Source organism: Pseudomonadota bacterium, from assembly GCA_041395565.1.
Classification (GTDB): domain Bacteria; phylum Pseudomonadota; class Gammaproteobacteria; order UBA9214; family UBA9214; genus UBA9214.
Genome location: JAWLAI010000006.1, coordinates 209873 through 235455, shown reverse-complemented (window position 1 = coordinate 235455; position 25583 = coordinate 209873). Strand labels below are relative to the sequence as shown.

At 64.0% G+C, this 25583-nt stretch carries 38 protein-coding genes and 1 pseudogene; 35 read left to right on the top strand and 4 right to left on the bottom strand.

The annotated features are described in order from the left end of the window. The first annotated feature begins 29 nt into the window (after window positions 1-29). The 30 genes from tuf to R3F42_10765 all read left to right on the top strand — a co-directional run bounded on the left by tuf (window position 30) and on the right by R3F42_10765 (window position 15838). Window positions 30-1220, top strand: coding sequence for an elongation factor Tu (gene tuf, locus R3F42_10910; protein ID MEZ5542544.1), 1191 nt, complete (start codon window positions 30-32; stop codon window positions 1218-1220). A 100-nt stretch (window positions 1221-1320) separates the two neighbouring features. Beyond that, window positions 1321-1632, top strand: a complete 312-nt coding sequence (rpsJ, locus tag R3F42_10905) for a 30S ribosomal protein S10 (protein ID MEZ5542543.1) — start codon at window positions 1321-1323, stop codon at window positions 1630-1632. A 102-nt stretch (window positions 1633-1734) separates the two neighbouring features. Further along, window positions 1735-2376 carry a 50S ribosomal protein L3 gene (gene rplC, locus R3F42_10900; protein MEZ5542542.1) on the top strand — a complete coding sequence of 214 codons (642 nt, stop codon included), beginning with the start codon at window positions 1735-1737 and terminating at the stop codon, window positions 2374-2376. 11 nt (window positions 2377-2387) lie between these two features. Next, window positions 2388-2993, top strand: a complete 606-nt coding sequence (gene rplD, locus R3F42_10895) for a 50S ribosomal protein L4 (GenBank protein ID MEZ5542541.1) — start codon at window positions 2388-2390, stop codon at window positions 2991-2993. Then, window positions 2990-3286 carry a 50S ribosomal protein L23 gene (gene rplW, locus R3F42_10890; GenBank protein ID MEZ5542540.1) on the top strand — a complete coding sequence of 99 codons (297 nt, stop codon included), beginning with the start codon at window positions 2990-2992 and terminating at the stop codon, window positions 3284-3286. The genes rplD and rplW overlap by 4 nt, the downstream gene beginning before the upstream one ends. A gap of 42 nt (window positions 3287-3328) precedes the next feature. Then, a complete protein-coding gene (gene rplB / locus R3F42_10885; protein ID MEZ5542539.1) occupies window positions 3329-4156 on the top strand; it encodes a 50S ribosomal protein L2 in 828 nt (275 codons plus the stop codon). A gap of 19 nt (window positions 4157-4175) precedes the next feature. After that, window positions 4176-4448, top strand: a complete 273-nt coding sequence (rpsS, locus tag R3F42_10880) for a 30S ribosomal protein S19 (GenBank protein MEZ5542538.1) — start codon at window positions 4176-4178, stop codon at window positions 4446-4448. Window positions 4449-4460: 12 nt separating this feature from the next. Next, window positions 4461-4790 carry a 50S ribosomal protein L22 gene (gene rplV, locus R3F42_10875; GenBank protein MEZ5542537.1) on the top strand — a complete coding sequence of 110 codons (330 nt, stop codon included), beginning with the start codon at window positions 4461-4463 and terminating at the stop codon, window positions 4788-4790. 34 nt (window positions 4791-4824) lie between these two features. Then, window positions 4825-5499 carry a 30S ribosomal protein S3 gene (gene rpsC, locus R3F42_10870; protein ID MEZ5542536.1) on the top strand — a complete coding sequence of 225 codons (675 nt, stop codon included), beginning with the start codon at window positions 4825-4827 and terminating at the stop codon, window positions 5497-5499. Between the two features lie 18 nt (window positions 5500-5517). Continuing rightward, window positions 5518-5931 (top strand): 50S ribosomal protein L16, encoded by a 414-nt coding sequence (rplP, locus tag R3F42_10865; GenBank protein ID MEZ5542535.1) that lies wholly within the window; start codon window positions 5518-5520, stop codon window positions 5929-5931. Next, entirely contained in the window at window positions 5931-6134 is a 204-nt protein-coding gene (gene rpmC, locus R3F42_10860) for a 50S ribosomal protein L29 (protein MEZ5542534.1), read from the top strand. Before rplP ends, rpmC begins: the two co-directional genes overlap by 1 nt. Continuing rightward, on the top strand, window positions 6131-6391 hold the full coding sequence (rpsQ, locus tag R3F42_10855; GenBank protein MEZ5542533.1) for a 30S ribosomal protein S17: 261 nt from the start codon (window positions 6131-6133) through the stop codon (window positions 6389-6391). The genes rpmC and rpsQ overlap by 4 nt, the downstream gene beginning before the upstream one ends. Window positions 6392-6432: 41 nt before the next feature. Next, window positions 6433-6801, top strand: coding sequence for a 50S ribosomal protein L14 (rplN, locus tag R3F42_10850; GenBank protein MEZ5542532.1), 369 nt, complete (start codon window positions 6433-6435; stop codon window positions 6799-6801). Window positions 6802-6809: 8 nt separating this feature from the next. Further along, on the top strand, window positions 6810-7127 hold the full coding sequence (gene rplX / locus R3F42_10845) for a 50S ribosomal protein L24 (GenBank protein MEZ5542531.1): 318 nt from the start codon (window positions 6810-6812) through the stop codon (window positions 7125-7127). Between the two features lie 17 nt (window positions 7128-7144). After that, entirely contained in the window at window positions 7145-7684 is a 540-nt protein-coding gene (gene rplE, locus R3F42_10840) for a 50S ribosomal protein L5 (protein MEZ5542530.1), read from the top strand. Window positions 7685-7693: 9 nt separating this feature from the next. Then, window positions 7694-7999 carry a 30S ribosomal protein S14 gene (gene rpsN, locus R3F42_10835; protein MEZ5542529.1) on the top strand — a complete coding sequence of 102 codons (306 nt, stop codon included), beginning with the start codon at window positions 7694-7696 and terminating at the stop codon, window positions 7997-7999. A 3-nt stretch (window positions 8000-8002) separates the two neighbouring features. Further along, window positions 8003-8398, top strand: a complete 396-nt coding sequence (gene rpsH / locus R3F42_10830) for a 30S ribosomal protein S8 (protein MEZ5542528.1) — start codon at window positions 8003-8005, stop codon at window positions 8396-8398. An 18-nt stretch (window positions 8399-8416) separates the two neighbouring features. Beyond that, window positions 8417-8950, top strand: coding sequence for a 50S ribosomal protein L6 (rplF, locus tag R3F42_10825; protein MEZ5542527.1), 534 nt, complete (start codon window positions 8417-8419; stop codon window positions 8948-8950). 24 nt (window positions 8951-8974) lie between these two features. Continuing rightward, on the top strand, window positions 8975-9328 hold the full coding sequence (gene rplR, locus R3F42_10820) for a 50S ribosomal protein L18 (GenBank protein MEZ5542526.1): 354 nt from the start codon (window positions 8975-8977) through the stop codon (window positions 9326-9328). Between the two features lie 14 nt (window positions 9329-9342). Beyond that, window positions 9343-9849 carry a 30S ribosomal protein S5 gene (gene rpsE, locus R3F42_10815; GenBank protein MEZ5542525.1) on the top strand — a complete coding sequence of 169 codons (507 nt, stop codon included), beginning with the start codon at window positions 9343-9345 and terminating at the stop codon, window positions 9847-9849. Window positions 9850-9855: 6 nt separating this feature from the next. Then, on the top strand, window positions 9856-10041 hold the full coding sequence (gene rpmD, locus R3F42_10810) for a 50S ribosomal protein L30 (protein ID MEZ5542524.1): 186 nt from the start codon (window positions 9856-9858) through the stop codon (window positions 10039-10041). A 3-nt stretch (window positions 10042-10044) separates the two neighbouring features. Next, window positions 10045-10479 carry a 50S ribosomal protein L15 gene (gene rplO, locus R3F42_10805; GenBank protein ID MEZ5542523.1) on the top strand — a complete coding sequence of 145 codons (435 nt, stop codon included), beginning with the start codon at window positions 10045-10047 and terminating at the stop codon, window positions 10477-10479. Next, on the top strand, window positions 10480-11835 hold the full coding sequence (secY, locus tag R3F42_10800; GenBank protein ID MEZ5542522.1) for a preprotein translocase subunit SecY: 1356 nt from the start codon (window positions 10480-10482) through the stop codon (window positions 11833-11835). A 27-nt stretch (window positions 11836-11862) separates the two neighbouring features. Beyond that, window positions 11863-11976 carry a 50S ribosomal protein L36 gene (gene rpmJ / locus R3F42_10795; protein ID MEZ5542521.1) on the top strand — a complete coding sequence of 38 codons (114 nt, stop codon included), beginning with the start codon at window positions 11863-11865 and terminating at the stop codon, window positions 11974-11976. Between the two features lie 166 nt (window positions 11977-12142). Then, window positions 12143-12499, top strand: coding sequence for a 30S ribosomal protein S13 (gene rpsM, locus R3F42_10790; GenBank protein ID MEZ5542520.1), 357 nt, complete (start codon window positions 12143-12145; stop codon window positions 12497-12499). Between the two features lie 39 nt (window positions 12500-12538). Then, the gene (gene rpsK / locus R3F42_10785; GenBank protein ID MEZ5542519.1) at window positions 12539-12922 is read left to right on the top strand and encodes a 30S ribosomal protein S11; all 384 of its coding nucleotides are present in this window, start codon (window positions 12539-12541) and stop codon (window positions 12920-12922) included. 17 nt (window positions 12923-12939) lie between these two features. Beyond that, entirely contained in the window at window positions 12940-13566 is a 627-nt protein-coding gene (gene rpsD / locus R3F42_10780) for a 30S ribosomal protein S4 (protein ID MEZ5542518.1), read from the top strand. Between the two features lie 18 nt (window positions 13567-13584). Beyond that, window positions 13585-14592 carry a DNA-directed RNA polymerase subunit alpha gene (gene rpoA, locus R3F42_10775; GenBank protein MEZ5542517.1) on the top strand — a complete coding sequence of 336 codons (1008 nt, stop codon included), beginning with the start codon at window positions 13585-13587 and terminating at the stop codon, window positions 14590-14592. Window positions 14593-14612: 20 nt separating this feature from the next. Then, complete coding sequence (rplQ, locus tag R3F42_10770; GenBank protein ID MEZ5542516.1) at window positions 14613-14993, top strand: 50S ribosomal protein L17; 381 nt, start codon at window positions 14613-14615, stop codon at window positions 14991-14993. Window positions 14994-15118: 125 nt separating this feature from the next. After that, on the top strand, window positions 15119-15838 hold the full coding sequence (locus tag R3F42_10765) for a hypothetical protein (protein ID MEZ5542515.1): 720 nt from the start codon (window positions 15119-15121) through the stop codon (window positions 15836-15838). 30 nt (window positions 15839-15868) lie between these two features. On the opposite strand, the gene R3F42_10760 is transcribed toward R3F42_10765, so the two are convergent. After that, entirely contained in the window at window positions 15869-16360 is a 492-nt protein-coding gene (locus tag R3F42_10760) for a LuxR C-terminal-related transcriptional regulator (GenBank protein MEZ5542514.1), read from the bottom strand. A 149-nt stretch (window positions 16361-16509) separates the two neighbouring features. Between R3F42_10760 and R3F42_10755 the strand changes: the two genes are divergently transcribed. Next, window positions 16510-17163, top strand: a complete 654-nt coding sequence (locus R3F42_10755; GenBank protein ID MEZ5542513.1) for a cytochrome b/b6 domain-containing protein — start codon at window positions 16510-16512, stop codon at window positions 17161-17163. 82 nt (window positions 17164-17245) lie between these two features. On the opposite strand, the gene R3F42_10750 is transcribed toward R3F42_10755, so the two are convergent. Then, window positions 17246-18943, bottom strand: a complete 1698-nt coding sequence (locus tag R3F42_10750) for a L,D-transpeptidase family protein (protein MEZ5542512.1) — start codon at window positions 18941-18943, stop codon at window positions 17246-17248. 210 nt (window positions 18944-19153) lie between these two features. Further along, window positions 19154-19432 carry an MTH1187 family thiamine-binding protein gene (locus R3F42_10745; protein ID MEZ5542511.1) on the bottom strand — a complete coding sequence of 93 codons (279 nt, stop codon included), beginning with the start codon at window positions 19430-19432 and terminating at the stop codon, window positions 19154-19156. Window positions 19433-19489: 57 nt separating this feature from the next. Here R3F42_10745 and R3F42_10740 point away from each other — a divergent pair, with 57 nt between their 5' ends. The 4 genes from R3F42_10740 to R3F42_10725 all read left to right on the top strand — a co-directional run bounded on the left by R3F42_10740 (window position 19490) and on the right by R3F42_10725 (window position 22364). Next, a complete protein-coding gene (locus R3F42_10740; GenBank protein ID MEZ5542510.1) occupies window positions 19490-20272 on the top strand; it encodes a DUF1223 domain-containing protein in 783 nt (260 codons plus the stop codon). Window positions 20273-20389: 117 nt separating this feature from the next. Next, on the top strand, window positions 20390-21235 hold the full coding sequence (locus tag R3F42_10735) for a hypothetical protein (protein ID MEZ5542509.1): 846 nt from the start codon (window positions 20390-20392) through the stop codon (window positions 21233-21235). Window positions 21236-21311: 76 nt separating this feature from the next. Continuing rightward, window positions 21312-21521, top strand: a complete 210-nt coding sequence (locus R3F42_10730) for a hypothetical protein (GenBank protein ID MEZ5542508.1) — start codon at window positions 21312-21314, stop codon at window positions 21519-21521. Window positions 21522-21644: 123 nt separating this feature from the next. Next, entirely contained in the window at window positions 21645-22364 is a 720-nt protein-coding gene (locus tag R3F42_10725) for an SAM-dependent chlorinase/fluorinase (protein ID MEZ5542507.1), read from the top strand. Here the strand turns inward: R3F42_10725 and uvrA are convergent. Next, window positions 22354-25287, bottom strand: a pseudogene (gene uvrA / locus R3F42_10720) (excinuclease ABC subunit UvrA). The gene R3F42_10725 and the pseudogene uvrA sit on opposite strands and share 11 nt — an antisense overlap. Window positions 25288-25583 lie beyond the last annotated feature (296 nt).

Genomic DNA, 25583 nt, shown 5'->3' with positions numbered 1-25583 from the left:
GAAACTGACGAACATAGAGGATTACAGTCGTGTCAAAGGAAAAGTTTGAACGAACGAAGCCGCACGTGAATGTGGGGACGATTGGTCACGTGGATCACGGTAAGACGACGCTGACGGCGGCGATCACGAAGGTGATGGCGGAGACGCACGGTGGCACGTTCAAGGCCTATGACCAGATTGACAATGCGCCGGAAGAGCGTGCGCGTGGTATTACGATTGCGACGGCGCACGTGGAGTACGAGAGCACGAAGCGTCACTATGCGCACGTTGACTGTCCGGGCCATGCTGACTATGTGAAGAACATGATCACGGGTGCGGCGCAGATGGACGGTGCGATTTTGGTGGTGAGTGCGGCGGACGGTCCGATGCCGCAGACGCGCGAGCACATTCTGCTGAGTCGTCAGGTGGGTGTTCCGTACATTCTGGTGTACATGAACAAGGCGGACATGGTTGACGATGCGGAGCTGCTGGAGCTGGTGGAGATGGAGATCCGCGAGTTGCTGGACAGTTACGATTTTCCGGGTGACGACACGCCGATCGTGGTGGGGTCGGCGCTGAAGGCGCTGGAGGGTGACACGAGCGAGATTGGAGTGCCGTCGATCATCAAGCTGGTAGACGAGATGGACCGTTACATACCGGAGCCGGAGCGTGCGATAGACGGTGGATTTTTGATGCCGGTGGAGGATGTGTTTTCGATTTCGGGCCGTGGCACGGTGGTGACGGGACGAATCGAGCGTGGGGTTGTGAAGGTAGGCGACGAGATCGAGATCGTGGGTATCAACCCGACGATGAAGACGACGTGCACGGGTGTGGAGATGTTCCGCAAGCTGCTGGACCAGGGTCAGGCGGGCGACAACGTGGGTGTGTTGCTGCGTGGCACGAAGCGCGAGGAGGTTGAACGTGGCCAGGTGCTGGCGAAGCCGGGTTCGATCACGCCGCACACGAAGTTTGAGTGTGAGGTGTACGTGCTGAGCAAGGAAGAGGGTGGTCGTCACACGCCGTTTTTCAGCAATTACCGTCCGCAGTTTTACTTCCGCACGACGGACGTGACGGGTGCGGTGGATCTGCCGGAAGGCGTGGAGATGGTGATGCCGGGTGACAACGTGAAGATGACGGTGTCGCTGATTGCGCCGATTGCGATGGACGAGGGTCTGCGCTTCGCGATACGCGAGGGCGGCCGCACCGTCGGCGCCGGCGTGGTATCCAAGATTATCGAGTAATTAAATCTGGCTGTAGGAGCGCTCTGCGAGCGCGAGTTGCCGGTCCGGTATGTTTGCGGACGCGGGTGCTCCTACAACCGCTAAACGTGAAGCATTGAACATGAGCAACCAGAGAATCCGGATTCGCCTCAAGGCCTTCGATCATCGCCTGATCGACCAGTCGGCCGCGGAGATCGTCGAGACCGCCAAGCGTACCGGTGCACAGGTACGCGGCCCCATTCCGCTGCCGACCCGCAAGGAGCGTTTTACCGTGCTGATCTCGCCGCACGTCAACAAGGATGCGCGCGACCAGTACGAGATTCGGACGCACAAGCGTCTGATGGATATCGTCGATCCGACGGAAAAGACGGTCGATGCGCTCATGAAGCTGGATCTCGCCGCCGGCGTGGATGTCCAGATCAAGCTGAATTAGCGCCCGAAAGGGGTCAGAGCCCGATTTGTTATCGGTAACAGGACAGGTTGAAGCGTGACGAAAAAATCGGGGTCTGACCCCGTTGAACGCGAGATTTAAGAAATGAGTATAGGAATCGTAGGACGCAAGGCAGGCATGACGCGCATCATCGGAGAAGACGGCGTGACCGTGCCGGTGACGGTGATTGCCGTCGAGCCGAACCGCGTGACGCAGGTGAAGACCGCCGAGACGGACGGTTACCGCGCACTGCAGGTGACCACTGGTTCGCGCAGGGCATCGCGCGTGTCCCGCCCAATGGCCGGGCATTTCGCGAAGGCCGGCACCGAGGCCGGCCGTGGCCTGTGGGAATTCCGGCTGGCCGACGGCGAAGGCGAGGACCTGCAGGTCGGCAGCGAGCTGGGCGTGGGTCTGTTCGAGGCCGGGCAGAAGGTCGACGTGACCGGCACCTCGATCGGCAAGGGTTTCGCCGGCGTGATCAAGCGCTACCACTTCAGCACCCAGGACGCGACGCACGGCAATTCGCTGTCGCACCGGGCGCCGGGTTCCATCGGTCAGAACCAGACGCCCGGACGCGTCGTCAAGGGCAAGCGGATGTGCGGTCATCTCGGCAACGTCCGCCGCAGTACGCAGAATATCGTGGTCGTGCGGGTGGATGCCGAGCGCAACCTGCTGCTGGTCAAGGGTTCCGTGCCGGGTGCCAGGGGCGGTGACGTAATCGTGAAGCCGGCGGTCAAGGCACGCTAGGAGTCAGAACGATGGATTTACAGCTACAGGGTGCGAAGGCGAAGATCAAGGTCTCCGATACCGTCTTCGGCCAGGACTTCAAGGAAGCGCTGGTGCACCAGGTCGTCACCGCCTGCATGGCGGCGGCGCGCTCGGGTAACGCCCAGCAGAAAAACCGCGCGCTGGTACGCGGCGGCGGTATCAAGCCGTGGCGCCAGAAGGGCACCGGTCGTGCGCGTGCCGGCACCATCCGCAGCCCGCTGTGGCGCGGTGGCGGCAAGACCTTCGCCGCTGTGCCGCGCAGCTATGCCCAGAAAATCAACCGCAAGATGTACCGCGCCGCCATGCGCTCCATCCTGTCCGAGCTGCTGCGCCAGGATCGCCTGCTGACGATCGAGACGTTCGGCGTGGAGCTGCCGAAGACGCGTGAACTGGCCGGCAAGCTGAAAGGCATGGGGCTGGACAACGTGCTGATTGTCACCGATGCGGCGGACGACAACCTCTACCTTGCCGCGCGCAACCTGCCGCATGTCGCAGTGTGCGAGGTGAGTGCCGCGGATCCCGTCAGCCTGATCGGTTTCGACAAGGTGCTGATGACGACCGCTGCAGTGAAACAACTCGAGGAGCGCCTGGCATGAACCGGGAACAACTGATGAAGGTGCTGCTGGCGCCGATCGTCTCGGAAAAAAGCACGCGCCTGGCGGATGCCAATCGCCAGTTCGTGTTCAAGGTCCAGCCCGGCGCCAGCAAGCCGGACGTGCGCAAGGCTGTAGAGCTGATGTTCGACGTCAAGGTCGACAGCGTGCGGATCAGCAACATGCGTGGCAAGGTGAAGCGTCACGGCGCCACCATCGGCCGCCGTGCGGACTGGAAAAAGGCTTACGTGACGCTGGCCGAAGGCCACGACATAGATTTCATGGGAGCGGAGTAACCGTAGTCTGGAGCTACGCGCCGCGCGGAAGGAAACAGGACAATGCCACTCGTTAAAGCCAAACCAACATCGCCGGGCCGCCGCTTCGTGATCAGCGTGCGCACGCCCGAGCTGCACAAGGGCAAGCCGCACACCGCGCTGCTCGACGTGAAGCGTAAGAACGGCGGCAGGAACAATGTCGGCCGGATCACCACCCGTCACCAGGGTGGCGGGCACAAGCAGCACTATCGCGTGATCGACTTCAAGCGCGACAAGCTGGGCGTGCCGGCAAAGGTCGAGCGGATCGAGTATGATCCGAACCGCTCGGCGCACATCGCCCTGCTGCTGTACGCGGACGGCGAGCGCCGCTACATCCTGGCGCCCAAGGGCGTGCAGGCCGGCGACGAGATCCGCAACGGCAGCGACGCCCCGATCAAGGCCGGCAATGCCATGCCCATGCGCAACATCCCGGTCGGTTCCGTGGTGCACAATGTCGAACTGAAGCCCGGCAAGGGCGGCCAGCTGGCGCGCAGCGCCGGCAGCAGCGCCCAGCTGGTGGCGCGCAGCGGCGACCATGCGACCCTGCGCCTGCGTTCCGGCGAGATGCGCAAGGTCCTGTCCGACTGCATCGCCACCATCGGCGAGGTCGGCAATGTCGAGCATGGCCTGCGTTCGTTCGGCAAGGCCGGTGCCAAGCGCTGGCGCGGCAAGCGCCCGACGGTGCGCGGTGTGGCGATGAACCCGGTCGATCATCCGCACGGCGGCGGTGAAGGTCGTACCTCCGGTGGCCGTCACCCGGTCAGCCCCTGGGGTGTGCCGACCAAGGGCTTCCGCACGCGCAGCAACAAGCGCACCGACAGCATGATCATCCGTCGGCGGCACAAGAAGTAATCATTGAGGATTCTATACAGTGGCTCGTTCAATCAGAAAAGGTCCGTTCATCGACAACCACCTGCAGCAGAAGGTGGACAAGGCGGTTGCTGAGAACAACAAGCGCCCGATCAAGACCTGGTCGCGCCGTTCCATGGTGATTCCGGAGATGGTGGGTCTCACCATCGCCATTCACAACGGCCGCCAGCACGTGCCGGTCCTGGTCAACGAAAACATGGTTGGTCACAAGCTCGGTGAATTCGCCCTGACGCGGACCTTCCGCGGCCACGCAGCCGACAAGAAGTCGAAGTAAGAGGACATACGAATGCAGGTCAGCGCGACATTGAAACAGGTGCACATCTCGCCGCAGAAGGCCCGCCTGGTGGCGGACCAGGTGCGCGGCATGCCGGTCGAGAAGGCGCTCAACTTGCTGCTGTTCAGCGACAAGAAGGCAGCGGGCATCGTGCGCAAAGTGCTGGAATCGGCGATCGCGAACGCGGAGCACAACGAGGGCGCTGACATCGACGAGCTCAAGGTGGCGGCCATCTTCGTCAACGAGGCGCGGACCTTGAAACGCTTCCACGCACGCGCCAAGGGCCGCGGCAACCGGATTCTGAAACGCAGCAGCCACATCACCGTCACGGTGGGTGACTGACCTACAGGACTAACTGGCAGAGGCAGACAGCAGCATGGGTCAGAAAGTACATCCGACAGGTATACGGCTTGGCATCGTCAAGGACTGGACCTCCACCTGGTATGCCGGTAACGGCAATTATGCCGACTACCTGAACATGGATCTCAAGATCCGTGACTTCATCAGGCAGCGCCTGGCGGCCGCTTCGGTCAGCCGTATCCAGATCGCGCGCCCGGCGCACAATGCCGTGATCACCGTGCACACCGCGCGGCCCGGTATCGTGATCGGCAAGAAGGGCGAGGACATCGACACCCTGCGCAAGGAAGTGTCGGAAAAGATGGGTGTGCCGGTGAGCATCAACATCGAGGAGATTCGCAAGCCGGAACTCGATGCCACGCTGGTGGCCGAGAGCGTCGCGCAGCAGCTGGAGCGCCGCATCATGTTCCGGCGCGCCATGAAGCGTGCGGTCAGCAACTCCATGCGCATCGGCGCCCAGGGCATCAAGATCAAGGTGGGCGGCCGCCTGAACGGTGCCGAGATCGCCCGCGACGAGTGGTATCGCGAGGGGCGGGTGCCGCTGCACACCCTGCGAGCTGATATCGATTACGGTACCGCCGAGGCCAATACCACCTACGGCAAGATCGGCGTGAAGGTGTGGATCTTCAAGGGTGAGGTCATCGGCAGGGAAGAGGAATCCGAGGCGGAAGGCGCGCGCAAGGCGGCTTCCTGATAGCGGAGAACGAGAGTCATGTTACAGCCCAAGAGAACCAAATTTCGCAAGCAGCAGAAAGGCCGCAACCGTGGTCTGGCGCAGCGCGGCAGCAAGGTCAGTTTCGGCGAGTTCGGCCTGAAGGCCGTCGACCGAGGCCGCATGACCTCGCGCCAGATCGAGGCCGCGCGCCGTACCATCACGCGTTTCGTCAAACGCGGCGGCAAGCTGTGGATCCGCGTGTTTCCGGACGTGCCGATCACCAAGAAGCCCATCGAGGTGCGCCAGGGCAAGGGCAAGGGCAACGTCGAGTACTGGATCGCCCAGATCCAGCCGGGCCGCATGCTGTACGAGATCGAGGGTGTGACCGAGGACGTCGCGCGCGAGGCCTTCAAACTGGCGGCGGCGAAGCTGCCCTTCAAGACCACCTTTGTAGCACGGACGGTGATGTGATGAATGCCGCGGAACTGAGAAGCAAGAACGTAGCCGAGCTGAAGCTGGAGCTGGAGAATCTGTTGCGCGAGAAATTCAATCTCAGCATGCAGCGTGGTATCGGCCAGCTGACGCGTCCGGACCAGATCACCAAGGTGCGCCGGGACATCGCCCGGGTCTATACCGTGCTGAACGAGAAAGCGAGAGCAGGCGAGCAAGTATGAGCGAGACAAACCAGACAAACCGCACGGTAACCGGCCGGGTCATCAGCGACAAGATGGACAAGACGGTCACCGTCCTGATCGAGCGCAAGGTCAAGCATCCCGTGTACGGCAAGTACGTCCGCCGCTCGACCAAGCTGCACGTGCACGACGAGAACAACACCTGCCGGGAAGGCGACCTGGTCACGATCCAGGAATGCCGGCCCTATTCCAGGACCAAATCCTGGAAGCTGGTCGAGGTCGTCGGCCGCGGCGAGTAGGGTTAACCGGTTGGCATAACTAGACAAGACGGAATATCAGCATGATACAGATGCAGACAATCCTTGATGTGGCGGACAACAGCGGCGCGCGCCGGCTGATGTGCATCAAGGTGCTGGGCGGTTCCCACCGCCGCTACGCGCGCATTGGCGACATTATCAAGGTCAGTGTGAAAGAGGCGATTCCGCGCGGCAAGGTCAAGAAGGGCGACGTCTACAATGCCGTGGTCGTGCGGACGCGCAAGGGTGTGCGCCGCCCGGACGGTTCGCTCATCCGTTTCGATGGCAACGCGGCAGTGCTGCTCAACAACCAGCTGCAGCCGATCGGTACGCGTATCTTCGGACCGGTGACGCGCGAGCTGCGCAGCGAGCGCTTCATGAAAATCATTTCGCTGGCACCGGAAGTGCTGTAGGAACCGACATGAACAGGATCAGAAAAGGCGATGAAGTCATCATCATCGCGGGCAAGGACAAGGGCAAACGCGGCAGCGTGCTGCGCGTGATGCAGGACGGCAGTGTCGTGGTCGCGGACGTCAACATGGTCAAGCGCCACACCCGGCCGAATCCGAATCGCGGCATGCCGGGCGGCATCATCGAGAAGGAAATGCCGATCGATGGCTCCAATGTCATGCTGTTCAATCCGCAGACGAGCAAGGGCGACCGCGTCGGCTTCAGGACGCTGGAGGACGGGCGCAAGGTGCGGTTTTTCAAGTCCACCAATGAAGTGGTGGACGTCTGATACAACGGTACAGAGACATGGCCAGGCTTAAACAGTTTTATACAGATTCCGTGATTCCCGAGCTGAAGCAGCAGTTCGGATACACCAACCCGATGGCGATTCCGCGGATCGTCAAGATCACGCTGAACATGGGTGTGGGCGAGGCCGTGGCCGACCGCAAGGTCATGGAGCATGCCGTCGAGGACATGACCAAGATCGCCGGTCAGAAGCCGGTTGTCACCAAGGCGCGCAAGTCCGTCGCCGGTTTCAAGGTGCGCGAGGGCTGGCCGGTGGGCTGCAAGGTGACCCTGCGCCGCGAGCGCATGTACGAGTTCCTCGATCGCCTGATCAATATCGCCATCCCGCGTATCCGCGACTTCCGCGGCATGAATCCCAAGGGCTTCGACGGCAACGGCAATTACAACATGGGCGTGAAGGAACAGATCATCTTCCCGGAGATCGACTACGACAAGATCGACGCCCTGCGCGGCTTGGACATTACATTCACGACAACGGCAAAGACGGACGAAGAGGGGCGTGCACTGCTGGCGGCTTTCAACTTCCCGTTCAGGCACTGAGGTAGAGACATGGCGAAGACTTCAATGGTCGCCCGCGAGAGCAAGCGCATACGTGCGGTCAAGCGTTTTGCCGCCAAGCGCGCGGAGCTGAAGGCGATTATCAAGAGCACCACGGCGTCCTATGACGAGCGCTATCAGGCACAGATGAAGCTGCAGGAGCTGCCGCGTGATGCCAGCCCGGTGCGCGGGCGCAACCGTTGCCGGATGACCGGCCGTCCGCATGGCTACTATCGCAAGTTCGGGCTCTGCCGCAACAAGCTGCGCGAGGCGGCCATGCGCGGTGATGTCCCCGGCCTGGTCAAAGCAAGCTGGTAAACGATTATGATGACAGATCCGATTGCAGATTTTTTGACCCGCATCCGTAACGGGCAGGCAGCGAGCAAGGTCCAGGTGAGCATGCCGTCCTCGCGTTTGAAGTGCGCCATTGCGCAGGTGTTGCAGGACGAAGGCTATATCAAGGGCTTTGCTGTCGCTCAGGCTGACGGCAAGTCCGTGCTGTCGATCGAGCTGAAGTACCACAACGGCAGGCCCGTGATCGAGCATATCCGGCGCGCCAGCCGCCCGGGACTGCGGCTGTACAAGAGCAAGAACGAGATTCCGAGCATCCAGAACGGCCTGGGTGTGGCGATCGTGTCGACGTCCAAGGGCGTCATGAGCGACCGCCAGGCCCGTGCAGCGGGCCAGGGCGGCGAAGTGCTCTGCATCGTGAGTTAAGCCAGGCAGGTAAAGAACATGTCGAGAGTTGCAAAAATGCCGGTACCGCTGCCCAAGGCGGTGGAGATTACCGCGAACGGCCAACAGGTGACCGTCAAGGGCCCCAAGGGTACGCTGACGCATACCATCCACGACCTGGTCGAAATGTCGCGCGAGGATGCCGAGCTCACGTTCAGTCCGCGCGACGAGTCGCAGCAGGCCAATGCCCTGGCCGGCACCACGCGCGCCCTGCTCAGCAACCTGGTCCGGGGCGTCAGCGACGGCTTCGAGCGCAAGCTCGAACTGGTGGGTGTCGGCTATCGCGCGCAGGCCAAGGGCAAGGTCCTGAACCTGACGCTGGGTTTTTCGCACCCGGTGGACTACGAGCTGCCTGAAGGCATTACCGCGGAGACGCCGAGCCAGACCGAGATCCTGATCAAGGGCTGTGACAAGCAGAAGGTAGGCCAGGTCGCGGCGGAGATCCGGGCATACCGTCCGCCGGAGCCGTACAAGGGCAAGGGTGTTCGCTACTCGGACGAAGTGGTCGTCCGCAAAGAAGCGAAGAAGAAATAGTCTTACAGATTACAGGCACAGGTCATGGACAAGAAGCAGACTCGCTTGCGCCGCGCACGGCGCTCCCGTTCCCAGATCAAGCGGCTGGGCACGAACCGGCTGTGCGTCCATCGCACGCCACGGCACATTTATGCACAGATCATCACGCCGGACGGCGACCGCGTCGTGGCCAGCGCATCGACCCTCGACAAGGAGGTGCGCAAGGACCTGCAGCAGACCGGGGGCACCAGTGCCGCCAGCGTCGTCGGCAAGGCGATCGCTGCGCGGGCAAAGGCCGCCGGCATCACCCGGGTGGCGTTCGATCGCTCCGGCTTCAAATACCATGGCCGCGTGAAGGCGCTGGCCGATGCCGCGCGTGAAGGCGGCCTCGAATTCTGATCAAGGGCTGAACTATGGCAAGGGTAGAAACACAGGTACAGGGCGACGGGCTGCTGGAGAAGCTGGTCACGGTCAATCGCGTCGCGAAGGTGGTCAAGGGTGGCCGCCAGTTCGGTTTCACCGCGCTGACTGTGGTGGGCGACGGCGAGGGCCGGGTCGGCTATGGCTACGGCAAGGCGCGCGAGGTGCCGGCCGCGATCCAGAAAGCGATGGAAGCCGCGCGCAAGAACATGATCACCGTCGCGATCAAGGACGGCACCCTGCAATATCCGCTGACCGCGCGTCACGGCGCCGCCAAGGTCTACATGCAGCCTGCCTCCGAGGGTACCGGCATCATCGCCGGTGGCGCCATGCGCGCCGTGTTCGAGGTGGTCGGGGTGCACAACGTCCTGGCCAAGTGCATCGGCTCCAGCAATCCGAACAACGTGCTGCGCGCCACCATCCGCGGCCTTGAGCAGATGCGTTCCCCGGAAGAGGTTGCCAGCAAACGCGGCAAGACCGTCAAGGAAATCCTGGAGTAAAGAGACATGGCTGCCACCAAGAAAATCAGGGTGACGCAGACCCGCAGCGCCTTCGGGCGCCTGCGCAGCCACCGCGATACCGTGCGTGGCCTGGGTCTGCGCCGCATGCATCACACCGTTGAGCTGGAAGACACGCCGGAAGTGCGTGGCATGATCAACAAGATCCAGTACATGCTCAAGGTCGAGGAGTAGGACATGAAACTGAATACTTTGAAACCGGGTCCCGGCAGCAGGACGGCACGCAAGCGCGTCGGTCGCGGCATCGGCTGCGGGCTGGGCAAGACCTGCGGACGCGGTCACAAGGGCCAGAAGGAACGTGCGGGCGGCTTCCACAAGGTCGGGTTCGAGGGCGGTCAGATGCCGCTGCAGCGGCGCCTGCCGAAGTTCGGCTTTACCACAGCCAAGTCGCGCACGACCGGCGAGATCCGCCTGCACGAACTGGCGCTCGTCACTGCCGACGTGATCGATCTGGATGCGCTGAAGCAAGCCAATCTGGTGTCGCGCAATATCACCCGCGTCAAGGTGTTCGCCTCGGGACAGCTCGACCGTGCCGTCACGCTCAAGGGTATCCAGGTGACGCAGGGTGCGCGCGCCGCCATCGAGGCCGCCGGGGGCAGGATCGAGGACTAAATGGCTATCGGGTCCCCCATCTCCGGCGCTGCCGCAGGTCTCGGGCAGCTGAAAGAGCTGCGAGCGCGGCTCTTTTTCGTCATTGGCGCCATCATCGTGTTCCGCATCGGTTCCTTCATTCCGTTGCCGGGTATCGATCCGCATGTGCTCGCCGCCCTGGCCGAGCAGCAGCGTGGCACCATCCTGGAGATGTTCAACATGTTCTCGGGTGGCTCGCTCAAGCGCCTGTCGCTGTTTGCGCTCGGCGTCATGCCCTACATCTCGGCTTCCATCATCATGAACCTGCTGACCGTGACCATACCCTCGCTGGAGCAGCTCAAGAAGGAAGGCGGCGAGGCCGGACGGCGCAAGATCACCCAGTACACCCGCTACGGCACGGTCGCGCTCGCCACCATGCAGGCCTTCGGCATCTCCAGCGCGCTGCAGGCGCAGCAGGTTGCCGGCAGCAACCTGGTGCTCAATCCCGGGCCGGCCTTCGTGCTCACCGCGGTGGTGACGCTGGTGACCGGAACCGTGTTCCTGATGTGGCTCGGCGAACAGGTGACCGAGCGTGGTGTCGGCAACGGCATCTCGATCATCATCTTCTCCGGTATCGTCGCCGGTCTGCCCTCGGCCATCGGCAGCACGCTGGAACTGGTGCGTACCGGCGAGATGAACATCATGACCATCCTGCTGCTGTTCTCGCTGGCGCTGGTGGTGACCGGCTTCGTGGTGTTCGTCGAGCGCGGCCAGCGCCGCATCACCGTCAATTACGCGAAGCGCCAGCAGGGACGCAAGGTGTATGCCGCGCAGAGCACGCATCTGCCGCTCAAGCTCAACATGGCCGGCGTGATCCCGCCGATCTTCGCCTCCAGCATCATCCTGTTTCCCGCGACCATCGGCAGCTGGGTCGGGCAGAACGAGGGCATGGACTGGCTGCGTGACGTGGCCGCGACCCTGTCGCCGGGTCAACCGCTGTACGTGATCCTGTACGCGCTGGCGATCGTGTTCTTCTGCTTCTTCTATACCGCGCTGGTGTTCAATGCCAAGGACACCGCGGACAACCTGAAAAAGTCGGGGGCGTTCATCCCGGGTATCCGTCCCGGCGAGCAGACCGCGCAGTACATCGACCGCGTGATGACCCGACTGACCACAGCCGGTGCCGTGTACATCACGCTGGTATGTTTGATGCCGGAGTTCCTGATTCTGTACTGGAACGTGCCGTTCTACTTCGGCGGTACGTCGCTGTTGATCATTGTCGTGGTGACCATGGATTTCATGGCGCAGGTTCAGACCCACCTGGTTTCGCACCAGTACAGCGGGTTGATGAAGAAGGCGAACCTCAAGAGCCACGGCGGAACCGGCATGCTGCGTTAGTGGCAGTCTCAACAAGGGTGTAAAGACATGAAAGTGCGTGCTTCGGTGAAGCGTATCTGCCGCAACTGCAAGGTCGTACGGCGCAACGGCGTGGTCCGGGTCATCTGCAAGGATGGCCGCCACAAGCAGCGTCAGGGCTGAGCGGTATTGTATGCAGTATTTTGATTTTGAAGTAAAAATCGGATGCATGGCCGGCCGGTGCTGGGTGCCGGGAGCGGTCGTTCGCATTTGATTTATGGACGTTTCAGGGTTATTCTTACGCGCTTTTTAGCGCCACGCTAAAACTATCCAGTTGGAGAAGATCTAGATGGCTCGTATAGCCGGAATCAACATTGCGGATCACAAGCATACGGTGATCGCGCTGACCGGGATCTACGGAATCGGTCGGGTAACCGCGCACAAGATCTGCGCGGCCACCGGCGTCCGTCCGGAAATGAAGATCAAGGACCTGAGCGAGGCGGAACTGGAGAATCTCCGCACCGAGGTCGGCCGCTACACCGTCGAGGGCGACCTGCGCCGCACTGTGTCCATGAACATCAAGCGGCTCATGGATCTGGGCTGCTACCGCGGCATTCGCCATCGCCGTGGTCTGCCGGTACACGGTCAGCGCACGCGCACCAACGGCCGTACCCGCAAGGGACCGCGGCGTCCGATCCGCAAGTAACACCACAACGCATTCAACAGATACGACTGGAATCCAGGTATGGCAAAGGCACCGGTACGCAAGAAAGTGAAGAAGGATGTCGCCGACGGCATCGCGCATATTCACGCTTCGTTCAACAACACCATCATCATGATCACCGACCGCCAGGGCAATGCGCTGGCATGGGCGACCTCCGGCGGTTCCGGCTTCCGCGGTTCGCGCAAGAGCACGCCGTTCGCGGCCCAGGTCGCCGCCGAGAAGGCCGGTGAGAAGGTGAAGGAATACGGCATGAAGAACCTCGAGGTCGAGGTCAAGGGACCGGGCCCGGGGCGCGAGTCCGCCGTGCGTGCGCTGAACAACTGCGGCTTCCAGATCACCAATATCACCGACGTGACGCCGATACCGCATAACGGTTGCCGGCCACCGAAGAAGCGCCGCGTGTAGGATAAGGATAGAGAGCCATGGCCAAGTACATCGGATCCAAGTGTCGCCAGTGCCGTCGTGAAGGCGGCAAGCTGTTCCTGAAAGGCGAGAAATGCTTCACTGCCAAGTGCGCCGTCGAGAACCGCCCGTTCCCGCCCGGCCAGCACGGCCAGCGCCGCGCGCGTCTGTCCGACTACGCCAGTCAGCTGCGCGAGAAGCAGAAGGTGCGCCGCATCTACGGCATCCTCGAGCGCCAGTTCCGCAACTACTACAAGAAGGCCGCCGGCACCAAGGGCTCGACCGGCGAGAACCTGCTGCAGCTGCTGGAAGGCCGTCTCGACAACGTGGTCTATCGCATGGGCTTCTCCTCGTCGCGCAGCGAGTCACGCCAGCTGGTGCGCCACAACGCCATCAGCGTGAACGGCGCGAAGGTGAACATCCCGTCCTACCAGGTACAGCCGAACGATGTCATCAGCGTGAACGAGAAGTGCCGCAACCAGCTGCGCATCCAGTCCGCCATCGACCTGGCCCAGCAGCGCGGTATCGCCGACTGGATCGACGTGGACAGCAAGAAGATGCAGGGCGTGTACAAGGCACGTCCGGAGCGTGGCGAACTGCCGGCCGACATCAACGAGCACCTGATCGTTGAATTGTATTCCAAGTAACACTTGAGGGACCTGTACATGCTGGGTAACGTCAATGAATTCCTGAAACCCCGTATCGTGGATGTACAGACGATCAGCAACAACCACGCCCGGGTCACGCTGGAGCCGCTGGAGCGCGGGTTCGGGCATACGCTCGGCAACGCATTGCGCCGCATCCTGCTGTCTTCCATGCCGGGTACCGCCGTGGTCAATGCGGAGATCGAGGGTGTGCTGCACGAGTACTCCACCATCGAGGGGGTGCAGGAAGACGTGATCGACATCCTGCTCAACCTGAAGAAGGTCGCCCTGCGCATGCACAATCGTGACGAGGCGACCCTGACGCTCAGCAAGAAGGGCCCCGGTCCCGTCACCGCGGGTGACATCAAGCTTGACCACGACATCGAGATCATCAATCCGGATTTCGTGATCGCCAACCTTACCAAGGCCGGCGAGCTGAACATGACCCTGCGGCTCGCCAAGGGGCGCGGCTATCAGCCGGCCACGCGCCGCGAGGAAGAGGAAGGCGAGAGCCGCCCGATCGGCAGCCTGCAGCTGGATGCCTCGTTCAGCCCGGTGAGCCGGGTCGCCTACAACGTCGATCGTGCCCGCGTCGAGCAGCGCACCGACCTGGACAAGCTGATCATCGATATCGAGACCAACGGCACCGTCGACCCGGAAGAGGCCATCCGTCACGCCGCGACCATCCTGCAGGATCAGCTGTCCGCGTTCGTCGACCTGCAGGCCAGCACCCAGGAAGCCGCGAGCGCGCCGGAGGCGGATATCGATCCGATCCTGCTGCGCCCGGTCGACGACCTGGAGCTGACCGTGCGTTCCGCCAACTGCCTGAAGGCGGAGAGCATCTACTACATTGGCGATCTGATCCAGCGCACCGAGGTGGAGCTGCTGAAAACCCCGAACCTGGGCAAGAAGTCGCTGACCGAAATCAAGGACGTGCTGGCCACCAAGGGCCTGTCACTGGGCATGCGTCTGGAGAACTGGCCGCCGGCCAGGCTCGCCAGCAAGAAAACCGAAGCCGCGAGCGGCTGAGTACTCACAGGATCTGAACCATGCGTCACCGTAACATCGGGCGGCAGCTCAGCCGCAACAGTTCCCACCGCAAGGCCATGCTGCAGAACATGGCCGTGTCCCTGCTGCGTCACGAGGCCATCAAGACCACCCTGCCCAAGGCCAAGGAGCTGCGCCGGGTCGCCGAGCCGTTCATCACCATGGCGAAGAGCGATTCCGTGCACAAGCGCCGTATCGCGTTCAGCCGTCTGCGCGACCGCGAGGTGGTCAGCAAGCTGTTCAACGAGCTGGGGCCGCGCTACAAGGATCGCCCCGGCGGCTATCTGCGCATCCTGAAGATGGGCTACCGCCCGGGCGACAGCGCACCGATGGCCTACGTCGAACTCGTCGACCGTCCGCAGCAGGAAGCCGCTGCCGAATAGGCGTGCGGGGCGCGACCGCAACGAAAACAAGCCGGGCACTGCTCGGCTTTTTTCTGTCCGCAGCGCAGCTTACCCGCGTTGTTCCGGGCCGCCCGCCATGCCGCCGCAGCGCGCCCCCCGTCGCCGTGGCACTGGCCTGCGCCGCCCTCAGGGTGTGCGCGCATGAACCGGAGGCGACGCAGCCGTTCGAGTTTCAGCGGGAAGGCGCGACGCCCAGGGCACACATCCACGCGGGCTGGGAGAGCCGCTATTTCTCCGAGGGCAGGGATGTCCTGGACGGGGATGCGTGGTGGTCTTCCAGCGCCGAATTCGACTGGCAGCCAGTCGCCGCCGGGATCCTGTACGGGCGCGCTCCCGGGCAGGCGTACGACGAACTGCAGCTAACCGTCGCACTGACTCGGAGTCTGCGCGCGTTCGAGTGGTATGTCGCCTACACCCGCCTGGAATTTCCGCTGGCCGATGACAGCGACAACGAGGTCGGCGCCGGTTTGCTCTGGCGCGGCCTGCCCCTGGCACTCGAATTCACGACGGACATCTATCACTCGTTCGCCGCCGCCGGCCAGTTCGCCGAGTTCGCGCTGCGGCGCGGCTTCGCTATCGCGCCTGCCTGTGTACTGAGCGCCGCCGGCACGCTCGGTGTGAATCGGGGCTACGTGCCGGATGGCCACGATGGCGCGAACCACTTCGCCCTGCAGCTGGGTGTTGAGTACGCGCTGACCGATGCGCTCGCCGTGACCGCGCATGCCGCCTACAGCTGGGCGCTCGCGCGCGATGCGACCCTGGCCGGCGATGCCGGCCTGGTCGACTTTTTCCACGGCAAGCTCGGCCTGGAGTGGAGCTTCTGATCCGCGCGTGCGGCCTGTAGCCGGCTGACGCTACAGGAAATCCTCGATGAACCACGCCGCGAAGGCATGGCGGCCGTTGACGCCGGCCTTGCGGTAGATGCCGGAGGCCTGGGCCCGCACGGTTTTCTCCTGGGTCTGGCGCAACGCCGCGATCTCCTTGAAGCTCAGGCCCTTTAGCAGCAACAGGCCGACTTCCTGTTCGCTGTCGGTCAGGCCCCAGTCCTGGAACTGCGACCGGATCAGCCCGCCGAGCTGGCGGCGCGCCGCTGCCAGCGCCGGCGGCGCGGCCGGCGCCGCCTGGCCGGCAATTTCCTGACGGAGCTTTTCCAGTGCCTGCCGCTGGCGGCGCAGATCGAGCAGGAGCCAGAGGATGAGCGTGGTCGACAGTGCAATCACGCCAGCCTCGACCAGCAGGTGCAGGGCCGGGGCCCCCTGGCCGTAGTCGGTGACGAAATCGGACAGGTTGCCCAGGATGGCGAGCAACAGCACGGCGATGAGCAGAATTTCCTTGAGATAGGCCATGGAATTGCTACGTCATTGATTTACACTGCCTGGCATCGTGCGGCATATGCCCTGTACCGCTCGGAATACGGCGTTCGCCGGATGACTAAGGGCGGTCTCTGACCGATACTGCCCGGCAGATTCACCCATCAATTATACGGAGTTGTCACATGACTGATAGTCAGGTTCGGGTCTGGGATCCGCTGGTGCGCCTGTTTCACTGGACGCTGGTGGCCGCATTCATCATCGCCTATGTCACCGGTGAAGAGGACAACATGGTCCACATCTATGCCGGCTACTACATCCTCGGATTGTTGGTGTTCCGGCTGCTCTGGGGCTTCGTGGGCACCCGCTATGCGCGCTTCAGCGATTTCATCTACTCGCCGCGGCGTACCGTGCAGTACCTGAAGGAGCTGTTCGCCGGCAGGCCGGCGCACTATCTCGGCCACAATCCCGCGGGCGGCTGGATGATCGTCATGCTGCTGGTGTCGTTGGCGCTGACCACCTATTCGGGCCTGAAGTATTATGGCCTGGACGGGCACGGACCGCTGGCTGCCGGGGGCGCGGAGATCGTGCTGGTTGCGCCGGCCCGGGCCGATGATGAGCGGCACGAGGTCCATGCAGGTCATGACGATGACGACTACGGCGCGGCGGAAGGCGAGCACTCGCCGGAAGAAGAGTTCTGGGAGGAGCTGCACGAGGTCTTCGCCAATCTGACCGTGCTGCTGATCGTGATCCACGTGGCAGGCGTGGTGGTATCGAGCCGGATGCATGGCGAGAACCTGGTCCGCGCCATGATCACCGGCAAGAAGAACGCACCCTGAGCGGACTGCGTCCCGTTCCGCGTAGTGCGCGCGGAACGGGACGCGACAGTACGACCGGTCCGCGCCCTGCGGCTGTGCGTGGTCAGGGTGACTGCAGCGACGCGGTCATCTCCGGCGGCGGTCGGGTGATGCCGCGCTCACGGATGCGCGGTGCTGCATCCAGGCCGCTGATGACGGCGGGGTCGCGTCGGTAGATGTCGCGGTTGAACTGCACCGTGCCGTCGTCGGCAACCGCCGCAGTCCAGTAGCTCAGCAGTATGGTCACCGGCTCCTGCAAGGTCACGCTGCGGGTCTGCAGCGAATCGACGGCAGCCATGAGCCGGCCGTGATCCCAACCCGGATTGCCCTCGAGCAGCAGCTCGGCGAGTTCGTAGGGATGCTCGATGCGGATGCAGCCCGAGCTGAAGGCGCGTTCGGCGCGCGCGAACAGCGCCTTGCTGGGCGTGTCGTGCAGGTAGACCGAGTATGGATTGGGAAACATGAACTTGATCCGGCCGAGCGCGTTCTTCGGTCCGGGCCGCTGCCGAATCAGCCAGGGAAAGCTGTGGCCGCTATAGCGGTTCCAGTCGATGCCGGCCGCATCGACCGGTCTGCCCTGGTAGTCGATCACCTGCATGCCCTTCTCGGCCAGACGCTGGGGATCGCGGCGCAGCTCCGGCAGCAGGTCCTCGTCCAGCACGGTCGGCGGCACGGTCCAGGTCGGGTTGAGGTCGAGATAGGTCAGGGTCGAACGGATGACCGGGGACATCCGCTCCTGCTGGCCGACGACCGCGCGTGATTCCCAGACGACGGCGTCATCGCGGTACAGGCGGACGTTGAAGCCGGCGATGTCGACCATGACAAAGGTATCCGGGAGGCCGCGCAGCAACCAGCGTGCCCGCTCGAGATTGGCGCGAATCTGCGCGATGCGTACCGCCACCGGCACGTTCAGTTCGGTCAGCGTTTTCTCACCCACGACACCATCCGCTGCGAGTCCGTGGCGCTGCTGGAAATGCCTGACGCCGGCCTCGACCGCATCGTCGAAGGTCGGCAGATACATGTCCTGGGTGGAGAGATCGTCCGTGGCCACCAGTCGGGCGCGCAACGCCAGCACGCGCGTGTCCGTCATCCCGGGTTTCAGTGCCGGTCCGTCTGGCACCGGTTGCCAGCCGCCCAGCTGGCGGTAGCGGCGGTAGGTGGCGAGCGCTTCCCTGAGCTGCCGGTAGATGTGCGATTGCGGCCGCAGCGATTCCAGCAGGCCATCGATCTGCCCCCGCTCGATGGCGTCGCTGTGCTGCAGCAGGCCGGCGAGGTCTTCGCGCTGGCGGGTCGTGTTCCAGCTGCTGTCGATTTCCTCCGGGTCGACCTTGCCGAAGGCGAGGTGGTAGCAGAGCCGGATCAGGCTGTCGGTGAGCAGCAGGTCGAGATTGGCCGTGCGCTCGGGGTTGGCATTGCCGGTCTCGTTGTTGCGTTCCAGCAGCAGTTTCAGGGCCGCGAGGTTGTAATCAGCCGGATCCAGGCCATCCGCGTCGATGCGTTCGATGGCGCTGATCAGCTGATGCACGGCGGCCGGGTTGGACCATACCGGCGTGTAGTCGCGTTGCGCATACAGGGCCGGCAGTACGCCGGTGCTCCGATCGACGGTCACCTCGTGGTCGTCGCGCAATGCCGCCAGGCGTGCATGGATGGTCGCGCTGAGTCCGCTGTCGGGCAGTGCCGCGGCCGGTGTCAGCAGCGCCAGCAGGAGGAGCAGCAGGCAACCGGGGCGGCCGGTTACGGGCGGGAGCAGGCAGGTCGTCATACCGGATTACCACGCTGTTCACCCGGCGCTTGTTATGGATGCACTGCCAGGGGGAACAGCCTTGCTTGTTATTAATGGTTGTGGTCTTTGTTTTACCCGAGCCAGGTCCGGATGTACAGGGCGAGATGCAAAAATTGCCCCGCCGGATACTATATATCTTATTGAAATAATTTAATTATATGGCCTGACCATGAGCGCGCCGCGATGCCGCTAGAGGCGTTTGCCGGCCAGGGTCGGGGTCTTGTCGGTGCGGGTCTCGAGCTTGAGGTAGCTGAGCAGACGGACGCTGCCTTCGGCGTGCAGGGTTTCGTGAATCTGCTGCACGGCGGCCAGGATATCGGCCAGCTCGCCCTCGATGTCGGTACCGGCGGCGTGGGTTTCCAGGATGAAATCGTACTGCGCCAGCAGGCTGACGATGCGCTGCACTTCCTTGCGCACTGAGACGCCCGCGCCCAGCGGGATGACCTGTAATTCGGCGGTGGCTTGCATGGTGCTTGAACTCGCATTGGTGGACAGGGTCAACACAGTGTAGCGGTAAAGCAGGGGGTGTACTACGTGGTGGCGACCGGCGCGATGCGCAGGCGTGGCTTCGCTGCGGGACGCAGGGCGGACCGCTGCCGCTGGCTATGGCTGATCCCCGTGCTGGCGGCGCAGGTCCAGGCTGCGCCGCTGCTGCTCGACAGTGGTCCCGCTCAGGTCAGCCTGCTGGAACTCTACACCTCTCAGGGCTGCAGCAGCTGCCCGCCGGCCGAGCGCTGGCTGAATGCATGGGTCGACGATGCGCGGCTGTGGCGCGATCTCGTGCCGCTCGCGCTGCATGTCGATTACTGGGACTATCTCGGCTGGCGGGATCCGTTTGCCAGTGCCGAGTACGGCGCGCGTCAGCGCGCCTATGCCAGCGCCGGACGGGCGCGTGGCGTCTACACGCCGGGCTTCTTTCTCAATGGCCGCGAATGGCGCGGCTGGACGCTGCGGCTGCCGCCGCGCGCTTCCGGCAGCGAACCCGGCCGGCTCGTGGCACGCATCGATGGCAGGCGGCTCACGGCTGCGTTTCCGTCGGACGGCATGCCGCTGGAGCTCCATTTTGCCGTGCTGGGTTGCGGGATCGAGACTCCCGTGCGCCAGGGCGAGAACCGCAACCGCACGCTGCGGCAGGATTTCGTGGTGCTGCAGCACGGCAAACATGCCGCGCCGGACGGTCACTGGGATATCGAGTTGCCCGCCAGCGCCGCCACGGCGGCGGACCGGTTCGGCATCGCCTTGTGGGTCAGTCACGCGGGTGAGTTGCGGCCGCTGCAGGCGACCGGTGGCTGGCTGCCTGCAGACTGATACCCGGCAGATTGTGCGCTGCGTCCACGCGTGCCCGCCGTCTCCGCGCTATCGTTCAGCAACCATCTCTTATTCCCCGCGGCGATTCCGGCTCCTGGCCGGCCACGGGAGGCAGCCATGACCGACATGTTTCCAGCCCTGAGATCGTGCGACGTGCGCGGGCGTGCCTGGCCGCAGCCGCCGCGTCGCCATTCATTCCGCATGGCGTTACCGCTGTTGCTGCTCGCCGGCTGGTACGCGGGCGAGGGCAGGGCGACGATCCTCACCTTCGACCAGTCGCGCAACGCCACCGGTTCCAGCGTCGTGCCAACGGCGGCCGGCAGCAGCGTCCAGCAGGACTACGGCGACAATGTCACCGGCGCGTCCATGGCAGTCGACGGTGGCCTGTTTACCTACGGCGACGGCGGGGAAGGTTACACGCCCAATGTCGCGGTCGAATATTTTGCCGCCACCGCTGTCAGCCTGTGGACCATCCAGTATGGTGATCTCGACAACGTGCTGCTGGCCAGGGCGCCGCTGTCCGGCGCGGTGGCGGGATCCCTGAACGTGCGCCTGACGGCGGATCCCGGCTTTCTGGTCGCGCTCTATCACTTCGACCTGGCCGGCTGGCCGAATGCCGATTACACCATCAATGGGGTCAATATCCTGGGCGACGGCGGCGTGCTGTTCAGTCAATCCGACGTGCTGGTCGCAGGCGCTCTGAACGGGCCGCGGCACACGGCATTCGATTTTTCCAGTCCGCTCGCTGCGGCGGAACTCCTGATCGAAATCGATTTCAGCAACCTGGCGGCAAGCAGCCAGGACAACATCGGCATGGACAACATCCGCTTCGGGCAGCAGCCGCCGGCGCTGGTCGTCCCGGTGCCGGCAGGCGGGGCGCTGTTCGGCGCCGGTCTGGCGGTATTGCTTGCCTGCCGGCGTACGGTGCGGCCGGGCCGGCTGCCGCCTGCGGCGAACGCCTGACCGTACGGCAGCTGGCGCTGTCACCCGCGCCGGTTTTTTCTTAAGATAGGCGCAGCCAAGTCTCCGGGAGCCGTCCATGAAAGCTGCGTTAACGCTGGCCGCCACGACCGCCATACTCCTGCTCGGGGGATGTGCGGCCAGCCTGGTCTACGATTCCGGGCGTAGCTGGAAACAGCGGGAATGCTACAAGATCCCGGACCGCGGCGAGCAGCGCCGCTGTCTGCAGTCCACCGCGCTGTCCTACGAGGAATACCGCCGGACGCTGGCGCAGGAACAGTCCAGGTAGCCGCCGGTTCGCGGCATTGGGCGCGACGCTGCTGCATCTCATGACGGGTACGTTCTGCGGGCACCTGCGTACGGCAGCCACCGGCTGCCTGTTTCGGTACGCACCATTTTTCCGGAGTCCCCGATGATTGTGCTGGCAACTGATTTCGGTCTTGACGGTCCCTACACCGGCCAGGTGCAGGCCGTGCTGCAGCGGCTGGCACCGGGTATCCCGGTGATCAGCCTGTTCGCCGACCTCGCCGCCTTCGACATCCAGGGCGCCGCCTACCTGCTGCCGGCATATACCCGGGACTTCGCGCCGGGAACGGTGTTCCTGTGCGTGGTCGATCCGGGGGTCGGGAGTCCGCGTCCAGGGGTGGTGCTAAGCGCCGACGGGCGCTGGTTCGTCGGGCCCAACGAGGGTTTGTTCGCGATCCTGGCGCGGCGGGCCGGCCAGGTCGACTGCTGGCAGCTGGCGGACGTGGCGGACGCGTCCGCCAGTTTCCATGCGCGTGATGTGTTCGCGCCGGCGGCTGCCAGGATCGCCCGCGGCGGCGGCGTGACCGGCACGGCGGTGGCGGTGGAGACGCTTGCGCAACCGGATTGGCCGGACGAGCTGTATCGCGTGCTGTATATCGACCGCTACGGCAATGCGATCACCGGGGTGCGCGCCGCGCACGTGCCGGACGACGCGCAGCTGCGCCTCGGCGACCGGCTGTTGGCGCGGGCGCGGACCTTTGCCGATGTCGCGCCGGGGACGCCGTTCTGGTACTGCAACGCCAACGGCCTGGTCGAGATTGCGGTCAACCGCGGCAGCGCCGCGCACGAGCTCGGGCTGCGGGTGGGCACGCCGTTCAGGAAGTGAGCTTTTCCGGCTGTTTGCGCCGGCGGGGCTGCCGGGTTCCGCTGTTCGCGCCGATGCGCTGTTGCTGCTGCTGTTCCAGCGTCTGTCTGAGATAGCGGCCGGTATGGGAGGTCGGGTGCGCAGCGACCTCCGCGGGGGTGCCGGTGGTCACCACGGTACCGCCGCCGATGCCGCCTTCCGGGCCCATGTCGACGATCCAGTCGGCGGTCTTGATGACATCGAGGTTATGCTCGATGACGATGATGGTGTTGCCGTGATCGCGCAGCCGGTGCAGGACGTCCAGCAGCTGGGCGATGTCATGGAAATGCAGGCCGGTGGTCGGTTCGTCGAGGATGTACAGCGTCTTGCCGGTATCGCGCTTGGACAGTTCGCGTGCCAGCTTGATGCGCTGCGCCTCGCCGCCGGATAGCGTGGTGGCATTCTGGCCGAGCGTCAGGTAGGACAGGCCGACGTCCATCAGCGTCTGCAGTTTGCGCGCCACTGCCGGGATGGCGCTGAAGAACGGCACCGCATCCTCCACGGTCAGTTCCAGCACCTCGTGGATGGTCTTGCCCTTGTAGCGCACATCGAGGGTCTCGCGGTTGTAACGTTTGCCCTTGCAGACGTCGCACGGTACGTAGATATCGGGCAGGAAATGCATCTCCACCTTGATGACACCGTCGCCCTGGCAGGCCTCGCAACGGCCGCCCTTGACGTTGAAGCTGAAGCGCCCGGGCTGGTAGCCGCGCGAGCGCGCCTCCTGGGTGGCGGCGAACAACTCGCGGATCGGTGTGAACAGGCCGGTGTAGGTGGCCGGGTTGGAACGGGGGGTGCGACCGATCGGGCTCTGGTCGATGTCGACGACCTTGTCGAAATGCTCCAGTCCCTCGATGGCGGCGCAGGGCGCGGCCGCTTCGGCGGCGCGGTTCAGTGCCTGTGCCGCGCGCCGGAACAAGGTGTCGTTGATCAGCGTGGACTTGCCGGAACCCGATACCCCGGTGACGCAGGTCATCAGACCCACCGGTATTTCCACGGTCACCGCCTTCAGGTTGTTGCCGCTGGCGCCGCGAACGGTCACGACCCGGTTCGGGTCGTAGACGGACAGGTGTGCCGGCATGTCGATGCTGGCCGCCCCGGACAGGTAGCGGCCGGTGAGCGACTGCGGGTCCGCCATGATCTCGGCCGGTGTACCCTGCGCCACGATGCGTCCGCTTGCCGTGCACCGGCGCCCGGCCTGACGTCCACCACGTAGTCGCCGGCGCGGATCGCCTCCTCGTCGTGCTCGATCACGATGACGGTGTTGCCGAGTCGCGCAAATGGGTCAGGGTGGCGAGCAGGCGCTGATTGTCGCGCTGGTGCAGGCCGATGGACGGTTCGTCGAGTACGTACATCACCCCGACCAACCCGGCCCCGATCTGGCTCGCCAGCCGGATGCGCTGCGCCTCGCCGCCGGATAGGGTTCTGCGCTCCAGCGACAGGTAGTCGAGTCCGACGTTGACGAGAAATTCCAGGCGCTGGTTGATCTCCTTGAGTATCTTGCCGGCGATCTCGCCGCGCCAGCCGGCGAGCGTGAGGCGCGGCGAAAGCCGCTGTCGAAGAGTTCGCGGCAGTCGCCGACCGGCAGCGCGGTGACCGCAGGCAGGCTGCGGCCGGCCACGGTGACATGACGTGCGGCCTGGTTCAGGCGGGTGCCGCTGCGACCCGAGCAGGCCTGGTGACTGAAATGAACGCGCCAGCTCCTCGCGCACCGTGTTGGACTCGGTTTCGTGATAACGCCGCTTCATGTTCGGGATGATGCCCTCGAACGGGTGGCTGCGTTCCACCATGCCGCGGCGCTCGTTCAGGTAGCGGAAACGGATCACCTCGCCCTTGCTGCCATGCAGGATGATGTTGCGGATGCGGTCCGGCAGTTCCTCGAACGGTGTCTCGATGTCGAAATCGTAATGCGTGGCCAGGGCGCTGATCAGCTGGAAATAGTAGGCGTTGCGGCGGTCCCAGCCGCGCACCGCGCCGCCGGCCAGGCTCAGTTCCGGATGCCCCACCACGCGTTCCGGATCGAAGAACTGGCGTACGCCGAGTCCGTCGCAGGCCGGGCAGGCGCCGGCCGGATTGTTGAACGAGAACCCGGGCGTGGTTCCAGTTTCGGTGATGGGTAACCGCATTCGGGCAGGCGAACTTGGCGGAAAACAGCAGTTCGTCCGCCTGCGGGTCGTCCATCCAGGCGACGCGCGCCAGGCCGTCGGACGGAGGCCGAGCGCGGTTTCGAACAGTTCACGGCCAGGCGCTGCTGCAGGTCCGGGCGCACCTTGAAGCTCGACAGCCGCCTCGATGACGTGTTTGCGGCGCAGGTCGAGCTTCGGTGGCTGATCGAGTTCGATGCGGTCTCGCCGTCGATGCGCGCTGTACCGCACGGATGTAGCCCTGCGCGCGCAGGGCCTCCAGCACCTGGGCATGTGTGCTCACCCTTGCGTGCCTCCACCACCACCGGTGCCAGCAGCAGCAGGCGGCTGCCCTCGGGCAATGCCAGCACCTGGTCGACCATCTGGCTCACGGTCTGCGCCTCCAGTACCGTGCCGTGCTCGGGGCAGTGGGGTGTGCCCACCCTGGCATAGAGCAGGCGCAGGTAGTCGTAGATCTCCGTGATGGTGCCGACCGTGGAGCGGGGGTTGTGCGAGGTCGATTTCTGCTCGATGGAAATGGCCGGCGACAGCCCCTCGATGTGGTCGACGTCCGGTTTTTCCATCATCGAGAGGAACTGGCGCGCGTAGGCGGACAGCGACTCGACGTAGCGACGCTGACCCTCGGCATAGATGGTGTCGAATGCCAGCGAGCTCTTGCCGGACCCGGACAGGCCGGTGACGATGATCAGCCGGTCCCGTGGCAGGTCCAGATCGATGTTTTTCAGGTTGTGGGTGCGTGCGCCGCGGATGCGTATGGTGTCCATGATGTGCTACGTTTGGCCCGCCTCTTGCGCCAGTCAGTCGCGGACCTGCAGGTAATTAATCCAGAACGGGCAATACCACGATCTCCGTTCGCAGCGTTGGTCGCCGGAGGGCGCCCGGTCCGGGTTCCCGCTGGTCCGGGTGCGCCCGGACTTGCGCTGCACTCAAGTCTTGGCCGCGGCCATGGCTTTCGTTCCGGCGCGGTTCCAGCCGCACCTGGCCGGCGTCGGTTGCCCGGTTGCTGGTGCAGCATGCGGGCTGGCCGGCCAATCAGTTAATATACGGTGTTTTCAGATGA

Coding starts and splice junctions, on each gene's coding strand:
- rplN (MEZ5542532.1), top strand. CDS start 6,433: ATGATACAGATGCAGACAATCCTTGATGTGGCGGACAACAGCGGCGCG.
- R3F42_10745 (MEZ5542511.1), bottom strand. CDS start 19,432: ATGCAAGCCACCGCCGAATTACAGGTCATCCCGCTGGGCGCGGGCGTC.
- rplE (MEZ5542530.1), top strand. CDS start 7,145: ATGGCCAGGCTTAAACAGTTTTATACAGATTCCGTGATTCCCGAGCTG.
- rplV (MEZ5542537.1), top strand. CDS start 4,461: ATGCAGGTCAGCGCGACATTGAAACAGGTGCACATCTCGCCGCAGAAG.
- R3F42_10760 (MEZ5542514.1), bottom strand. CDS start 16,360: ATGGCCTATCTCAAGGAAATTCTGCTCATCGCCGTGCTGTTGCTCGCC.
- rpsD (MEZ5542518.1), top strand. CDS start 12,940: ATGGCCAAGTACATCGGATCCAAGTGTCGCCAGTGCCGTCGTGAAGGC.
- rplB (MEZ5542539.1), top strand. CDS start 3,329: ATGCCACTCGTTAAAGCCAAACCAACATCGCCGGGCCGCCGCTTCGTG.
- rpsC (MEZ5542536.1), top strand. CDS start 4,825: ATGGGTCAGAAAGTACATCCGACAGGTATACGGCTTGGCATCGTCAAG.
- rpmD (MEZ5542524.1), top strand. CDS start 9,856: ATGGCTGCCACCAAGAAAATCAGGGTGACGCAGACCCGCAGCGCCTTC.
- rplX (MEZ5542531.1), top strand. CDS start 6,810: ATGAACAGGATCAGAAAAGGCGATGAAGTCATCATCATCGCGGGCAAG.
- rplP (MEZ5542535.1), top strand. CDS start 5,518: ATGTTACAGCCCAAGAGAACCAAATTTCGCAAGCAGCAGAAAGGCCGC.
- rplR (MEZ5542526.1), top strand. CDS start 8,975: ATGGACAAGAAGCAGACTCGCTTGCGCCGCGCACGGCGCTCCCGTTCC.
- R3F42_10730 (MEZ5542508.1), top strand. CDS start 21,312: ATGAAAGCTGCGTTAACGCTGGCCGCCACGACCGCCATACTCCTGCTC.
- rpsE (MEZ5542525.1), top strand. CDS start 9,343: ATGGCAAGGGTAGAAACACAGGTACAGGGCGACGGGCTGCTGGAGAAG.
- R3F42_10750 (MEZ5542512.1), bottom strand. CDS start 18,943: ATGACGACCTGCCTGCTCCCGCCCGTAACCGGCCGCCCCGGTTGCCTG.
- rpsQ (MEZ5542533.1), top strand. CDS start 6,131: ATGAGCGAGACAAACCAGACAAACCGCACGGTAACCGGCCGGGTCATC.
- rpsN (MEZ5542529.1), top strand. CDS start 7,694: ATGGCGAAGACTTCAATGGTCGCCCGCGAGAGCAAGCGCATACGTGCG.
- rplO (MEZ5542523.1), top strand. CDS start 10,045: ATGAAACTGAATACTTTGAAACCGGGTCCCGGCAGCAGGACGGCACGC.
- rpmJ (MEZ5542521.1), top strand. CDS start 11,863: ATGAAAGTGCGTGCTTCGGTGAAGCGTATCTGCCGCAACTGCAAGGTC.
- rpsJ (MEZ5542543.1), top strand. CDS start 1,321: ATGAGCAACCAGAGAATCCGGATTCGCCTCAAGGCCTTCGATCATCGC.
- R3F42_10725 (MEZ5542507.1), top strand. CDS start 21,645: ATGATTGTGCTGGCAACTGATTTCGGTCTTGACGGTCCCTACACCGGC.
- R3F42_10755 (MEZ5542513.1), top strand. CDS start 16,510: ATGACTGATAGTCAGGTTCGGGTCTGGGATCCGCTGGTGCGCCTGTTT.
- rpsM (MEZ5542520.1), top strand. CDS start 12,143: ATGGCTCGTATAGCCGGAATCAACATTGCGGATCACAAGCATACGGTG.
- rpoA (MEZ5542517.1), top strand. CDS start 13,585: ATGCTGGGTAACGTCAATGAATTCCTGAAACCCCGTATCGTGGATGTA.
- rpmC (MEZ5542534.1), top strand. CDS start 5,931: ATGAATGCCGCGGAACTGAGAAGCAAGAACGTAGCCGAGCTGAAGCTG.
- rplW (MEZ5542540.1), top strand. CDS start 2,990: ATGAACCGGGAACAACTGATGAAGGTGCTGCTGGCGCCGATCGTCTCG.
- rplQ (MEZ5542516.1), top strand. CDS start 14,613: ATGCGTCACCGTAACATCGGGCGGCAGCTCAGCCGCAACAGTTCCCAC.
- rplF (MEZ5542527.1), top strand. CDS start 8,417: ATGTCGAGAGTTGCAAAAATGCCGGTACCGCTGCCCAAGGCGGTGGAG.
- rpsK (MEZ5542519.1), top strand. CDS start 12,539: ATGGCAAAGGCACCGGTACGCAAGAAAGTGAAGAAGGATGTCGCCGAC.
- secY (MEZ5542522.1), top strand. CDS start 10,480: ATGGCTATCGGGTCCCCCATCTCCGGCGCTGCCGCAGGTCTCGGGCAG.
- rplD (MEZ5542541.1), top strand. CDS start 2,388: ATGGATTTACAGCTACAGGGTGCGAAGGCGAAGATCAAGGTCTCCGAT.
- rplC (MEZ5542542.1), top strand. CDS start 1,735: ATGAGTATAGGAATCGTAGGACGCAAGGCAGGCATGACGCGCATCATC.
- R3F42_10735 (MEZ5542509.1), top strand. CDS start 20,390: ATGACCGACATGTTTCCAGCCCTGAGATCGTGCGACGTGCGCGGGCGT.